At 43.9% G+C, this 15,199-nt stretch carries 11 protein-coding genes; 7 read left to right on the forward strand and 4 right to left on the reverse strand.

Features of this window, described 5'->3' with window-relative positions:
* Positions 1-495: 495 nt before the first annotated feature.
* The 6 genes from JMX92_RS08970 (at position 496) to JMX92_RS08995 (ending at position 8,038) form a co-directional block, all read left to right on the forward strand.
* Complete coding sequence (locus tag JMX92_RS08970; protein ID WP_011961359.1) at positions 496-1,152, forward strand: OmpA family protein; 657 nt, start codon at positions 496-498, stop codon at positions 1,150-1,152.
* Between the two features lie 235 nt (positions 1,153-1,387).
* Positions 1,388-2,848 (forward strand): imelysin family protein, encoded by a 1,461-nt coding sequence (locus tag JMX92_RS08975; RefSeq protein WP_011961358.1) that lies wholly within the window; start codon positions 1,388-1,390, stop codon positions 2,846-2,848.
* Positions 2,849-3,028: 180 nt separating this feature from the next.
* Positions 3,029-4,654: a di-heme oxidoredictase family protein gene (locus JMX92_RS08980; protein WP_201545276.1), complete on the forward strand. Its 1,626-nt coding sequence runs from the start codon at positions 3,029-3,031 to the stop codon at positions 4,652-4,654.
* Between the two features lie 116 nt (positions 4,655-4,770).
* Entirely contained in the window at positions 4,771-5,913 is a 1,143-nt protein-coding gene (locus JMX92_RS08985; RefSeq protein WP_011961356.1) for an imelysin family protein, read from the forward strand.
* Positions 5,913-7,331 (forward strand): DUF1513 domain-containing protein, encoded by a 1,419-nt coding sequence (locus JMX92_RS08990; protein WP_201545278.1) that lies wholly within the window; start codon positions 5,913-5,915, stop codon positions 7,329-7,331. Before JMX92_RS08985 ends, JMX92_RS08990 begins: the two co-directional genes overlap by 1 nt.
* Positions 7,332-7,336: 5 nt before the next feature.
* Positions 7,337-8,038 carry a M48 family metallopeptidase gene (locus tag JMX92_RS08995; protein WP_201545280.1) on the forward strand — a complete coding sequence of 234 codons (702 nt, stop codon included), beginning with the start codon at positions 7,337-7,339 and terminating at the stop codon, positions 8,036-8,038.
* A gap of 69 nt (positions 8,039-8,107) precedes the next feature.
* On the opposite strand, the gene JMX92_RS09000 is transcribed toward JMX92_RS08995, so the two are convergent.
* Positions 8,108-9,019, reverse strand: a complete 912-nt coding sequence (locus JMX92_RS09000) for a hydrogen peroxide-inducible genes activator (protein WP_011961353.1) — start codon at positions 9,017-9,019, stop codon at positions 8,108-8,110.
* A gap of 527 nt (positions 9,020-9,546) precedes the next feature.
* Here JMX92_RS09000 and ahpC point away from each other — a divergent pair.
* Positions 9,547-10,113 carry an alkyl hydroperoxide reductase subunit C gene (gene ahpC / locus JMX92_RS09005; protein ID WP_011961352.1) on the forward strand — a complete coding sequence of 189 codons (567 nt, stop codon included), beginning with the start codon at positions 9,547-9,549 and terminating at the stop codon, positions 10,111-10,113.
* A 119-nt stretch (positions 10,114-10,232) separates the two neighbouring features.
* On the opposite strand, the gene JMX92_RS09010 is transcribed toward ahpC, so the two are convergent.
* The 3 genes from JMX92_RS09010 to thrS all read right to left on the reverse strand — a co-directional run bounded on the left by JMX92_RS09010 (position 10,233) and on the right by thrS (position 14,255).
* Entirely contained in the window at positions 10,233-11,486 is a 1,254-nt protein-coding gene (locus JMX92_RS09010; protein WP_201545281.1) for a toxic anion resistance protein, read from the reverse strand.
* Between the two features lie 307 nt (positions 11,487-11,793).
* Positions 11,794-12,297 carry a translation initiation factor IF-3 gene (infC, locus tag JMX92_RS09015; protein WP_011961350.1) on the reverse strand — a complete coding sequence of 168 codons (504 nt, stop codon included), beginning with the start codon at positions 12,295-12,297 and terminating at the stop codon, positions 11,794-11,796.
* Positions 12,298-12,320: 23 nt separating this feature from the next.
* On the reverse strand, positions 12,321-14,255 hold the full coding sequence (gene thrS, locus JMX92_RS09020; RefSeq protein ID WP_201545282.1) for a threonine--tRNA ligase: 1,935 nt from the start codon (positions 14,253-14,255) through the stop codon (positions 12,321-12,323).
* Between the last annotated feature and the right edge of the window lie 944 nt (positions 14,256-15,199).

Genomic DNA, 15,199 nt, shown 5'->3' on the forward strand with positions numbered 1-15,199 from the left:
TAAAGAGTAGGGTGGGGATGCAGACCCAATGTCTAATTAGTAAGACAAGGTAGTTTACGATTGTAAACCAAGCTTGAGCATAATGACAATGGCTATCCTCAAACTGCTCATTCACACCAAAGCGCTAAAGACAATGACTGCTTGAGATCTAATCTACTGATTATCCGTTTAAAATATTGGACTATCAGATGACACAGTTCTGATAGCTTAAAGTGATAAAAATCCGAGTTGTTGTATAGATGTAATACAGCAAAACGACAAATTATTACATTAAGGTAGGCTTGAAACGTCATAATAATCCATGAAACATTTGCTAACTATATTAACCAAAGCTTTCTATTATAATAACTGCTATATCATTAGTGTCTAAAACGCGTATAACGTGATCTACTAATGAGAAGAGGTTAATTCTCTGTCATAAAACCTCTGTCATCAACAGAGAAGGCAGTTTAGCAAAGACATATAAAACTAACGGATAACTTTGAGGAACATACTATGAAAAATAAACTAATGATTGGCGCTTTAGCCTCTACACTAGCTCTAGCTGGCTGTGCTACTGATCCAGCAACTGGCCAACAGTCTATCAATAAAGGGGTATTGGGTGCTCTAGGTGGTGCCGCTGCTGGTGCCGGTATCTCTAAAGTAACTGGCGGCGAAAAAATTGGCCGTGATGCTGCTATCGGTGCCGCTTTAGGTGGTGCAGTTGGTCTATACATGGAAAACCAAGAAAAACAGCTAAAACAGCAGATGGCAGGGACGGGTGTTGAAGTAAACCGCAACCCAAATACCGGTAACATTGACCTAGTAATGCCAGGCAATATTACCTTTGCTCACGACAGCACTAACATTAATGGGTCTTTTTACAATACTCTAGATAAGCTTGCCTCAACTATGGTTCAGTACGGTGATACCACAGTAAATGTCATGGGCCACACTGATAGCGTAGGTAACCCTTCTTACAACCAAGGTTTATCAGAGCGTCGTGCGCAAGCGGTAGCAAGTTACCTAATCCAGCGCGGTGTATCAAGCAACCGTATCCGCACCATGGGTTATGGTCAAAACCAACCAGTTGCTTCTAACAGCACTGAAAGTGGTCGCCTACAAAACCGCCGTGTTGAGATTCAAATTGTTGCCCCACAAAGCGTAAACTAATTTAATCTTACCGCGCCCTAAGGTACAGTTAAGGGCAAATAGCTAAACCATAGGCCAGTGATTATTCACTGGCTTATTTTTTTGTCTGCCATGCCCTTTCAAGTGTTTATTTTCAAGGTTAGTTAAGTTTTTATATAATATTATTGATAATGGTTATCGATACCATTATAATTCATTAACAAATAGCGCACTTTGTGCAACAATTCTTTTAAAAATTCTAATCTGAGAATACTCTATGGCTTTAGCTACTTCGAATCACTTGATCAAATCAAAACTAACCACAGCGCTAATGGCAACCCTTATTGGTGCTTTAACTTTATCAGGCTGTTCAAAAGAGGCAGATAATGCAAGTGGTGCAGAAAACAGCGCTGAAGTTACCAATGAAACCACAGAGACCAAAAATACCCAGACGCTCGCTGGTGATGAGGCTTCTGTTAATAAGCTATTAACCAGTTATGCCGATATGGCTCAAGCCGCTTATGAAGACTCTTTAAGTGAAGCCAAAAAATTACAAGCCGCAGTAGATGCCTTAGTGGCCAACCCTACTCAGCAGAATTTAGAGGCAGCTCAAGCCGCTTATAAAGCTGCTCGCCAGCCTTATTCACAGACCGAAGTTTTTCGTTTTGATGAAGGTTTTGTGGGCAAAGACGACAAGCGCGCTATCGGCAGCATCGATGGCTGGGAGGGTCAGGTGAACGCATGGCCATTAGATGAGGCCTTAATTGATTATGTTGCAGACGGCTATGCCGGCGAGTACAACAGCAAAGACAATATTATTAATTCAGACAAAATCACTGTGGGCAGCACAAGCCAAGATACCAAGACCATTACCCCTGAGCTCTTGGCTGAGATGAATGAGATTGGTGGCAGTGAAGCCAATGTCACCACAGGCTACCATGCCATTGAGTTTTTACTTTGGGGTCAGGATTTAAATGGCGTGGGTGAAGGGGCAGGTCAGCGCCCAGTTACCGATTATATGGCCAATGACAGCTGTACCAGTGGCGAGGGCAATTCTGCTGAAGCGGCAGTATGTGCTAAGCGCGGTGAGTACCTAAAAGCAGCCACCCAGCTGTTGGTTAATGATTTAACAGATATGGTGGCTCAGTGGCAGCCCAATACTGAAAATACTTTGCGTAGTGACTTGATGGCTCGCAGCTCAGACAATGCCGTACGCCAGATATTTTATCAAATGGGTAGCCTAGCTTTAGGAGAGCTTGCCTCAGAGCGTATGCAAGTGGCATTCGTTACTGGCTCCACTGAAGATGAGCACGAGTGCTTTAGTGACTTGACGCATCTAAGCTATGCCAATAATGCGCGCGGTATTGCTAACATCTTTAATGGCCAATACAAAACAGTATCTGGCAGCACTGTGGGTGATTATGGTATTAAACAGTACCTAATCGATGCCGGTCAAAAAGACTCAGCTGAACAATTAGATGCCGCCTTCAAAAAAGTAGAGGCAAGCTTCAATACCATCGCTGAGCAGGGTGAGAAAAACGGTATTAAAATTGATCAAATGATTGCGACAGTGGGTCAAGCTACCAAGCAAGGCGTTTCAGCTGAAGAGCAAAACAAACGCCGCGGCTGGATGGAGTCTGCCATCAATGATCTAAAATCTTTAACCGATGTCTTAGAGTCATCTGCAAAAAGTATTGGTATTGATAATCTAGACGCCGATACAGGCTCGCAGTTTTAACATAAGGTAAGTGCTCGTGGCTGAACTTAATTAGTGACTGATGCAAAATTTATTACCAAGACTTTATTCGTCTTAAATCGTAAAATAGACACGTTGCCAGTGTAGAATTGGCAACGTGTTTTTGTTTTAAAGATTGCCATTTTTAGTGTGTTCTATCCGCATCTTTGTAAGGCTTCTATTATGATCCATCGATCTACGCCCTCCTCAAAAACGCCCGTTTTTCATGCTTTAGCTTTTACTCTTCCAAAAAAAGCGGTCTGGCTATCGCTATCGGCGGTAGCTGTGCTGGCCTTAAATGGCTGTCAGTCAAAAGAGGAGAGCTCAGCTCAAGCCAATGCGCGAACGCAGAAAATTGAAGCACTGGCAGGTGTGCCGCTGAGCAAACTGGTCACTTTTGATCCCCAAGAGGTCAAGCAAGGCGGCGATACGGGCATAGCCATTACTTCAGCAGAAAGCTATTCTAAGCCCTCATCGAACATTGCCGCCTCCCGTAAAGGTAACTTTTTTATTGGTAATGCCTTTTTTAAGCAGCCTTGGGTGGTCGCTCCTGCCAGTACCGATAGCCGGGATGGCCTTGGGGCATTATTTAACGTGGCTGCTTGTCAGTCTTGCCATATAAAAGATGGCCGCGGGCATGCCCCCCTGTATGAGGGAGATGATGCCGACAGCCTATTAATTCGATTGGCCATGCCTGCCGTCACTGAGGCGCAGCGCAAAGCTTTAAGTGAGTCTCAAATTGAGAAGGTTGCACACTCGGTATACGGAGGTCAGTTACAAGATCGGGGTGTACAAGGGGTGCCTGCAGAAGCTAAAGTAAGTGTCAGCTGGAGCGATGTGCCCGTGACCTTTAAAGACGGTCATGTCGTCACCCTGCGTCGGCCTAATTTTCAGTTAAAAAACCCAGGTTATGGCCCCTTTGATGAGAAACTGATGCTCTCACCTCGAGTGGCACTGCCTATGATAGGTCTGGGATTACTTGAGTATATTCCTGCTGAGGACATCAAAAGCCAAGCAGATGTTGATGACAAAGACAAAGACGGTATTAGTGGTAAATACAACTGGGTCATTGATCCTGAGACCGGTGAAAAAGCGCTGGGTAAGTTTGGCTGGAAAGCGGGACAAACCCGACTTATTACCCAGAATATGAGCGCCTTTAATGAGGACATGGGGCTCACCTCACGTATCCGTCCCATTGAGTCTTGCACCAAAAACCAACCGCAATGTCTAAGCGCCCCAACTGGTGCAGATGATCAAGGTGATGGTAAGCCGCCGGTAGAGGTTAGCAATGAGGTGGCCAAGTTTGTGGAATTTTATACCCAGAATTTATCGGTACCCAATCGCCGTAATGCCGATGACAAAGTAGTCTTGGCCGGCAAGAAGCGCTTTTATGATATGGGCTGCCAAGATTGTCATACGCCGCGCTATCAGTTGCCCAAAGCTCAAGATGCTATGGCTAAGACTCATTTAGAGCAGCAAGGTCAGGTGATTTATCCTTATACCGATTTATTGTTACATGACATGGGTGAGGATTTGGCCGATCGCACCGTAGCAGGTAAGCTGCCACCCAAAGAGGCTCAAGTAGAGTTTTTGGCGACCTCTTATGAATGGCGTACGCCAGCACTGTGGGGAATAGGTCTGGCTCAAAAAGTAGATTCACAAGCGACCTTCTTACATGATGGCCGTGCCAGAACCTTGATGGAAGCGGTATTGTGGCATGGTGGCGAGGCTGAGCCGCATAAACAAAAAGTATTACAGCTTGATAAACAAGGCCGCACTGAGTTTGAAGCCTTCTTAAATTCGTTATGACCCTTAAGACCATAACCTTGTGTTTTTAAATCTACAAGCACAGTTATTTAATGGCCAATTGAGGGTTGCTTGACAAAAAAAGCCCGCAGGGCACCAACCATCACAATGAGATCTTTATGAAAAAACACCAACTTGCCGCTATGGTACTGTCGGCCTTAAGTGCCGGTATTTTAATCAGCTGCAGCAAACCTGCTGACGAAGCGCAGCCGACGGCGAATAAACAAGCTGCCGATGTCAAACCTGCGACTGAAAGCAGCGAAACGGCGGCAGATACCACGGCAGTAAAAGCCATTGCTTTATCTGACGCAAGTGCTGAGAGTTATCTCAAGCAAGTCGCAGATACCCAAATTATCAGTGCCTACAAAAACGTAGTAGAACAAAGCCAAGCTCTGAACGCACTAGCGACTCAAAGCTGTCAAGCAGATGGTTCGGTCGCAGCCGATAAGCTTGCCGCCCTTAGAGCACAGTGGTTACAACTGGCTAAAGCTTGGGCACAAGCAGAAATCATCGGCTTTGGCCCAGCGATGGACAGCATGAGCAACTTATATATCAACTATTATCCCGATGAGCGCGGCTTGGTGCACCAAGGGGTGATTGACTTGATTGCCGCCAATCCGAATTTGACACCGGAGCAATTGGCCTCAGAAAGCGCCATTGTTCAAGGGATACCCGGATTAGAAGAGGTGCTGTATGCCAACGATAGCTTGGATAAATCTCAGTGCCAATATGTGATTAGTGCCAGTGCGGCTCTAGCAAATCGATTGGATAAAGTCAGTCAAGATTGGCAAGCATCACCGCAGAGTTTACTGAGCTATGGTAGCCCTGATGATAACAAAGAAGGTCTAAATCGCTGGGTTAACTCTATTTTAGCTTTGGTTGAGACCACCAAAAGTACCTCTTTAGATCAGCCGCTAGGCATTACTGGCAATAAAAAAGGTCACTTGCCAGCGGATGCAGCAGGGCAAAGTCGAGAGATTATTACTGCTAAAGTGGCGGCTTTAAATAAGGCATTAACTGATCCGGCCTTGGTGGCCATCTTATCTGAAAATGGCCAAGATACCTTAGCAGATAAGTTATCTACACTATTATCTGATACCTCAACCTTATTGGCACAGCTGCCAGAAGATTTGGCCACAGCCACCCCAGAGCAGCAAAAAGCACTGTATGACAAGCTCACCGAGCTGGCACAGGTTGTCAAACGCCAGTTGATGCCAACGCTTGGGGTACAAGTGGGCTTTAATAGTACGGATGGCGATTAATGTCGACTCCCTTACACAGTCGTCATAAGCCAAGCCGTTTGATTGGTAGTGATAAAGAGACTGGGCTGAATATGTTGGCCCAAACTTTAAAGAACACACTCACCACTTTGGGGCTGGCAAGTGTTGGCACTGCCGCCTTGGTGGGGGCTCATCATTTGGGACGCAAGCAGTACAACTCTCAAGCACGCCTAACTGATTATCGTGACGGGCTACGACAGGCTTTAGGTAAAGTCACCGCAGCAACCCCCATAGTGGCACCAAGTGACGCGCCAGCTAACCTTGTTCAGTCCCAAGCTCGCTTAAATAACAGCTCAGTAACCTGGATAAGCGGCGTGGCTGAGCTGACTACCAGCGAATTTGCAGTAGTGGGGTTGAATGCAGCTCGAGAGATAGTATGGCAGAGCGCCATGCCAGAGCGGGTACATGACTTGCTCATTCAGCCCTTAGCTTCTAAAGCTTTACAAGCGCCGCACGTGGCAGTGATGGGCAGACGGCCTAGCGAGTGGTTTTGGATACTTGATGCGCACAGTGGTGAGGTTATCCACAGCATCAAAGCCCAGACAGATCGACATTTTTATGGTCATGCTTGTTATAGCCTCCAAGGTGACTTGCTTTATGTTACCGAGAACAATACGGCTGACTTTAGCGGTAGGATCGGCATATACGAGGTGGCCTCAGGCTATAAAAAAGTCGCCGAATACGCCTCGCATGGTATTGGTCCCCATGAGATAGTCATGCACCCTGATGGCGAGAGCTTACTGATTGCCAATGGTGGCATAAAAACCGAAAGAGCCTCACGCGAAGAGCTTAATCTTGATAGCATGCAGCCCTCCTTGGTGTATCTCAATCGGCATACCGGACAACTATTGCAGCAGGTTTTTCCGGCACACAATCAGATGAGTGTGCGGCATTTGGCCATGCATGACAATGGTAGCGTGATTATCGGTATTCAGTTCCAAGGCGAGCGTCATTTGAGCGTGCCTATGGTGTTAACGCATAGGCGAGGTGAGCCTAAGTTTACTGAGTTGCAGATTGCTAAAGACGATAGCAAGGGGTGGCACCGCTTCCATCATTATATCGCCAGCGTGGCGGTAGACTCTAAGCACAATCTGGCATGTGCCACCAGTCCCATTGGCGGCTGCGCTGCGGTATTTAATTTAAGCACAGGAATGATGATTGGTGACACACCCTTGGCTGATTGTGCCGGTGTCACCACTTGGCCCAGCCAAACGCAATACCAAGCGACACAGCAGATACCATCTGGTTTGCCGCTATTCTTGGTTAGTGATGGACAAGGCTATCTGAGCAGTATTGGCGTAGATCAGGCCGCGTATCCCCAATCCATTTGGGTTGAAAAAAAGCATCAAAGTTATGCTTTTGATAATCACCTGACAACATTAGGTACAGTAGATAGCTAACCTCAATGCGATTGAATCATGTGCCATCACAAACACCGCCCCTTGATGACCATCAGCCACTAAGGCGCAGGTTAGCAGAAGCCGGTATTGCCCTTGAAATCACACGAAAGCGGGTGAAAAACATCAATTTTCGGCTCAGGCCACATATCTTGTCGGTCTCAGCTCCGCACTACGCCAGTGATAAACAGGTTATGGCCGCTTTGGCTCGGCGTATACAATGGGCGATTGCTCAGCATGCGGTACTGTTAAAACGCCAAAGCTTGATACAGAGTCCATTGCCGGATAGTCATAGCACCGAGTCTTCGCCCTCGAATAGTCTATCCGTTATTAGATTATGGGGACAGCGGCAATCATTAACTATGAGCGAGACTGAGCGAATTAACTGGTATCGCCGTGAGCTGCAGCAGGTTATGCCAGATTTATTTGCCAAATGGCAGCCGATCGTGGGGGCATACGCCAACGAGATGCGGATAAAAAAGATGAGCACTCGATGGGGCAGCTGCAATACTCGGGCTAAACGTATTTGGCTGTCGGTGTATTTGCCAGCTTATCCGATTGAGTGCACTGAATATGTCATCGTGCACGAGCTGTGTCATTTACATCATGCCAATCACAGCACCGCCTTTTGGAATCAGGTAAAGCATGCCATGCCAGACTACAAACGCTGGCATGATATGTTGGCAGGCAAATCAATTTTGATAGATTAGCAAAGCTTAGCGCATAGCAAAAAGCCCCTGTGAGTGTGATAGGGGCTTTTGTTGAGCAAGAGTTTAAGCTTATCTTTTGGTTTGCTTGTCTGCCTCAAAAGCGGCTTTAAAGATAGTGCCTAATAAATTGACATCATCAACCCGTGCATAATTCAAACGAGTGACAAAAGCGATGTGACGGTGTGGTCCTGCCTCAGCCAAAGGCACAGTGGCCACCTCATTGTTTTGGTGGCGCACTTGGTTTAAAGCCATTTCTGGAATTAAAGTGGTACCCATACCAGCCAATGCCATTTGAATTAACGTGTTCAAACTGGCATCTGAAAAATTGGATTTGAATTCATCTCGGTCAAATGAGCACACACTCAGTGCATGATCAGTTAGGCAATGGCCTTCACCTAATAGCATCAAGTTGGCATCACCGAGCTCATCTGCACTAATGGTGTCAAGCGTGGCCATGGGATTGTCTTGTGGGAAGATAGCAAAGAAATCCTCTTGCCAAAACTCAAAAGTATGTAGCCCATCTACCGCATAAGGCAGTGCAATAATGGCCGTATCGATATGACCATAGCGGACTTGTTCGAGCAGGCGTTCGGTCTGCTGCTCAACCACAGTCATACGAAAATTTGGGTATTGAGCCTTTAATTCAGGGAGTACTTTGGGTAATAAATAAGGTGCAATGGTCGGAATCATACCGACAGTCATGGGGTAGGCTAGAGGCGTCTGATGACTGTGGGCACGAGTGGTTAAGTCATTGATCTCTGAGAAGACACGCTGAGCACGGATTAAAATCTCTTCGCCAATGGGGGTAATTAACACCTGTTTATTATTGCGCTCAAAAATCTGGGTATCGAGTTGTTTTTCAAGCTCTGCAATACCTAAGCTCAACGCCGACTGAGAAATATTGCACTCTTCTGCTGCGCGCTTAAAATGACGGTGTTTGGCTACGGCAATGGCAAATTCTAGTTGTCTTAAAGTGATCATTAAAATTCTCTTGTTGGTCAGCGGTTGATAGATTGCGATAGGCAGTATATAGGGCAAGTCTGTAGTAAGTTAACTGTGCGATTGAAGCTTGAAATCTCTCCTAAACGGGGCCATGTATAATGATAACAGCTTGATAAGAAGTAGGTCTATGTTTTATTAAACAAAACATCACGTTAAAATCTTTAAAATAGATTAAAGATAAACGCTTGCTATAATAGGTCTTGTAGTTAGCAACAGGCACTGCTTAAACGGTTATCAGCATTGGGGTTATAAGATAACGATATGGTTATCAACTGGATAATTTCAACCAGTAGCTACATAAAACCACCACTTATGCTCACAACATTTAACGTCATAGAAATGTAATCGCGTTATGATAGGTTAAGCCAAGCAAGCGGACTTAATTTTCTAAAATAAAGTTTCTCCAAAGCTATAGAAAATAACACGGCATTTAGTCGTATTGATAAATCACAACAAAGTACAAAATAACAATTTTTATTAAACCCACCAAAAAAAGGAGCCAAAACATGGCGTCAATTATTAATCAAGAAATCCCTGAGTTTTCAGCTGAAGCATTCGTTAACGGTGAGTTCAAAACCATCACTTCAGACGACGTAAAAGGCAAATGGGCTATCTTCATGTTCTACCCAGCAGACTTCACTTTCGTTTGCCCAACTGAACTAGAAGACATGGCCGCTCAGTATGAAGAGCTAAAAGGCCTAGGCGTAGAAGTGTACTCAGTATCTACTGACACTCATTTCACTCACAAAGCATGGCACGATTCTTCAGAAGCTATTGGTAAAGTAACTTTCCCAATGATCGGTGACCCAACTGGCCGTATCACTCGTGGCTTCAACGTAATGATTGAAGAGGCGGGTCTGGCTGAACGTGGTACATTCGTCGTAGATCCAGACGGCAAAATCCAAGTTGCTGAAATCCATGCAGGCGGTATCGGCCGTAGCGCAAAAGATCTAGTTCGCAAAGTAAAAGCGGCTCAATACGTTCGTGAAAACGACGGTGAAGTATGCCCAGCTGCTTGGGAACAAGGTCAAGCAACGCTTAAGCCAAGCCTAGACTTAGTCGGTAAAATCTAATTAATGCTGAATCAATGAACCAAAGCATTGAGTTAGACGTATAATAAAAAACCCCGCTATTAAAAATTAGCGGGGTTTTTTTATGTCTTGAATTTATCACAATAAGATGGCTACAACCATTAGATATCAATATCTACCGTATTAGAACCATTGGTCTGATTGGTGATTTTTTTGGTATCAATCTCTTTGGTAACTTCAAGGACCGTATTTTGGTTGGCTTTATCAAGATATTTTTGCGCCTTATCTACCTCAGTGGTCAAGGTGTCAACAGTCTGTTTCATATTATCCAAAGCTTTTACTTTATAGTCACTAATCATATCCATGGTCTCATAGATATTATTAAAGGCACTTTGTAGTTTATCAAGCTCAATGGTACTGTTGCTGGCCTGCTCATGAATTTCTGTAGACTGACGCTTCATCATGGCTGAAGTAGATTCAATTAGGCTACTGGTAGTTTTGTTCAGTGCACTGATTTGATCTAAGACCAGTTTTTGATTGGTCATTGCTTGAGCCACAATCACAGCAGTACGAAGTGCCGATACTGTGGTAGTAGTGGCGCGATCAACCCCTTTTATCAGCTCCAGATTGTTTTTGCGGATGGTGTCTAGTGCCAAATAGCCTTGGACGTTGACCGCTAATTGAGTCAAAAAGTCGGTGTTCTTTTGACGCACATAAAACAGCATTTCCTCTTTAATGATGCGTGCTTTTTCAGGATCTGTGGCCTCAATCTCATAGACTTTCTTTTCCAATTGCTCATCAATTTTTTTGCCCACATACACATATTGGCGAATGGACTGCATAAGATTCCACATGTTGACTTTTTCTTGTTCAATCATGGCATTGTCTTTAAGCAGCTCATCTTTACCATTATATAAACTGGTCACTACCGCATTGATGTGTGACTGCGCCGACTCATATTGACGAAAATAATCTTGCACCTTGTTGCCCATCGGAATCAGTCCGAACAGTTTGCGTGAGCTGGTCAGCTCCTTTTTACTGGGATCTAAGTCTTCAACGATGCCGCGCAGTTCAGTCAATGACTTGGCGATAGGGGAGTTGTCAAATAAGCCTTTGTCCAAGCTTTTAGCAGGTAGCTCAAGCATGCGGTTTGATACTTGTGCCGATTCACGGATTTCTTGGTTACCCAAGTTGTGAATAGACTGCACGTTTTGCTTAAATTCGCTACTTTGTACTGGGTTGGTCAAAACATGATTAACAAAAGCATCTACTTTGGCATCTAGCTCAGGGATTTGGTTAGGATCAAGCTTCACAATTTGATCCGCTTCACTGGTGGGTACTTCTTTTACCGGCTCAGGCGGCGTTAAGCTAATAGAAGGCGTGGTGGCATTTTCTGGAGGCGTCAATTCTTGCATAACAGGTCCTTATAGTTGTTTTAGTGTGTTTTGATAAGTAAAGTAAAGAAGGGGCGTATCAAAAACTTTAAGCTTATAAAATAAATACTACAAGAAAGAGAAAACCTATGATATTGATTATAAGTAAACAATGTTAATGGTTAAGTGAACTTCATTAAAAGACAGCCTTATGGGATAGGCTAAAAATAGATTGGCACATAAAAAAACCACCAATCTGCTGCTGCAAATTGGTGGTATCGTTCATAACTGTAATATTAATTGCTTTAAATGTGACAAACCGATGGGCTTATCACGCTTTATTAGCGAATTATTTTTTACGTGTTGGGCCAAGTAGCATACCCATCTGACGGCCTTCCATTTTTGGATGTTGCTCGACATTTGAGATCTCAGCGGTATCTGCAATGATACGCTCAAGTTGTTGGCGGCCAAGCTCAGTATGAGCCATTTCGCGACCGCGGAAACGGATGGTTACTTTTACCTTGTCCTGATCTTCTAGGAAGCTGATGATTTTACGCAGTTTTACCTGGTAATCGGCTTCGTCAGTACTTGGGCGAAGTTTCATCTCTTTAAGCTGAGTTTGCTTTTGGTTTTTCTTAGCTTCTTTCGCCTTTTGCTTTTGGTCATACAAGTAGCGCTTGTAGTCCATAATCTTACAAACAGGCGGCTTAGCATCCGGTACCAATTCAACCAAATCTAGATTGTCATCACGAGCCGCTTTACGGGCAGTTTCAATATCGACAACGCCCATCTGTTCGCCATCTTCTTTCACTAAGCGAACTTCTTTTTGCTGAATCTCTTCGTTGATGTTCAAACGGTTTGACTGTTTAATAGGTATTACTCCTCATCAGTTTTTGTTGTTAGTCGACCCTTTTGGGCGACAGCTTTCTGTACTAATTCGATAAAGTCGGCCATAGACATGACGCCAAGGTTTTCGCCTTCACGAGTACGTACGTTAACCTGTCCTGACTCAACTTCCTTATCCCCTAATACTAGCATATAGGGGATACGTTCTAGTGTTCTTTCTCGTATCTTAAATCCAATTTTTTCATTACGCAAGTCAGTAATGGCGCGCAGACCGGCATTTTGTAGCTCGCTGGCCACATTTTGACAGGCATCAGCCTGCTTGTCAGTGATGTTCATGACCACCACTTGTTGCGGTGCAAGCCATACAGGCATCCAGCCGGCATAATGCTCAATTAGCATGCCCAAGAAGCGCTCAAACGATCCTAGAATCGCACGATGCAGCATAATGGGCGTTTCACGCTCATTGTTCTCATTGACAAACTCAGCCTCTAAGCGCTCAGGCATATTGGGGTCTACCTGAATGGTACCGCACTGCCACACACGGCCTAAGCTGTCTTTTAGGCTAAATTCAATTTTTGGACCATAAAATGCGCCTTCACCAGGCAGATACTCCCACTCAAGACCTGAGCTGTCTAACGCATCGGCCAAGGCTTTTTCGGCGATGTCCCAAGATTCGTCAGTACCCACACGTTTTTCTGGGCGAGTAGAGAGTTTCATCTCAATTTGGTCGAAGCCAAAGTCTTTATAGACATCCAAGGTTAGCTTAATAAAGTTGGCCACTTCTTCTTGAATTTGGGCTTGGGTACAGAAGATATGAGCATCATCTTGAGTAAAGCCGCGTACCCGCATCAAGCCATGTAGAGAGCCTGAGGGCTCATTACGGTGGCAAGAGCCAAATTCTGCCAAACGAATTGGCAGCTCACGATAAGACTTTAGGCCTTGGTTAAATACTTGCACGTGGCAAGGGCAGTTCATCGGTTTTACTGCATAATCACGGCTTTCACTTGAGGTAGTGAACATATTGGTTGCATAGTTACCCCAGTGTCCTGATTTTTCCCACAAGCTTCTGTCAACAATCTGTGGTGTCTTGATCTCTTGATAACCATTGTCTTTTTGTACTTTACGCATGTATTGCTCAAGCACTTGATAAATGGTCCAGCCATTTGGATGCCAGAACACCATACCTGGCGACTGCTCTTGCATATGGAATAAATTCAGCGCTTTACCAATTTTACGGTGGTCACGCTTTTCAGCTTCTTCAATACGCTGGATATAAGCTTGTAAATCTTTTTTATCTGCCCAAGCGGTACCATAGATACGCTGGAGCTGCTCATTTTTGGCATCACCGCGCCAATACGCACCGCTCATTTTCATCAGTTTAAATACTTTTAAGAAGCGGGTGTTTGGTACGTGTGGGCCGCGGCACATATCCACATATTCTTGATGATGATACAGACCCAGCTCTTTTTCCTCTGGCATATCTGCGATTAGCTTGAGCTTATAATCTTCACCGCGCTCTTCAAAAATTTTAATCGCTTCTTCACGTGGGGTCATTTTCTTAATGACATCATAATTTTGCTTGATCAGCTCTGCCATACGCTTTTCAATAGCGGCCATATCCTCTGGGGTAAAGGGCTTTTCACTAAAAATGTCGTAATAAAAGCCATCTTCAATAACAGGGCCAATAACCATTTTTACGTTAGGATACAACTGCTTAACCGCATGGCCTAGTAAGTGTGCGGTAGAGTGACGAATGATATCGACGCCATCTTTGTCTTTTGCGGTCACAATTTCAACACTTGCGTCTTGGGTAATCGGATCACTTGCATCCACAAGCTTACCATCCACACGTCCAGCGATTGTTGCTTTAGCAAGGCCTGGGCCAATACTTTGAGCCACTTCCATCACTGTTGTCGCACCGTCAAACTCTTTTACATTGCCATCAGGTAAAGTAATTGCAACCATAATATTAAATCCAATAATCTATAACGCAAATAAGAAGGACACCATCACTATAATTGTGATGATTATAATAAACACAACCATTAAAACAGAAAAACTGACCGTAAGGCCAGTTAATAATTCGTCATTGCTTCTATTATAAAGGATTTTAGCGCAGTTTTTATAGCTAATCCTTTAAGGTTTTAAAGATAGTGAAAAACCTGATTGGCTTAAGCTTTGTGACTAAATTTAAACCTACTATATAGGTAACTCTAGCAAAGCTGAGCTGTGCGCAATCAAAAGTGTGTCTAAATAGTGATATAAACAACAGTTTTTTTGAGTTTTGGCTTGACCTAAATGTAAAAGGGTATATACTACGCAGCTCTGTTAAGAGCACAAACAAGTTTTGAAAAAACTGATTAGAAATAAGCAGTTGAAAGCTAACTGGATTATTTTGATTTAAAGTATACAGCGCCAAGCTGAATCACAAAAAATCAAATAAAACGAAAAAAGCCCTTGACTAAGAAAATAAAGCGTCTATAATACGCACCTCATCGGGACAACGGGATTGATAATCGATAAGATTTAGAGGTTGTTACCTGATGAAACGAATTAAAACAAAAGCTTGACACATACCGAATTGATGGTATACTGGATGGCTCGCTAAGTAGGAAAGCAAATTGCTTAAACTTCTCTTAGTGTGATTAACTTAATACGGACGACGTAATAAGTCAACTATTTAAAAGCTTAAATCAAAGAACAACTTGTGTGGATTTTTGCTGATTTAGGATGCTAAAAATTAAAGTTGGGGCTTACTCTTTTCGGGTAAGTGACTAACTATAAAAATTATCATTCTTTATTAGTAGAAAAACTCGAAGTTAATTCATTATATGAAACATACGGAAAAGCAATTTGCTAGTATTGAATGAGCCAAGTTTAGAAGCTTCTTTAAAGAGCTTCATAGCAAG

The organism is Psychrobacter sp. H7-1, from assembly GCF_904846585.1.
GTDB lineage: Bacteria > Pseudomonadota > Gammaproteobacteria > Pseudomonadales > Moraxellaceae > Psychrobacter > Psychrobacter raelei.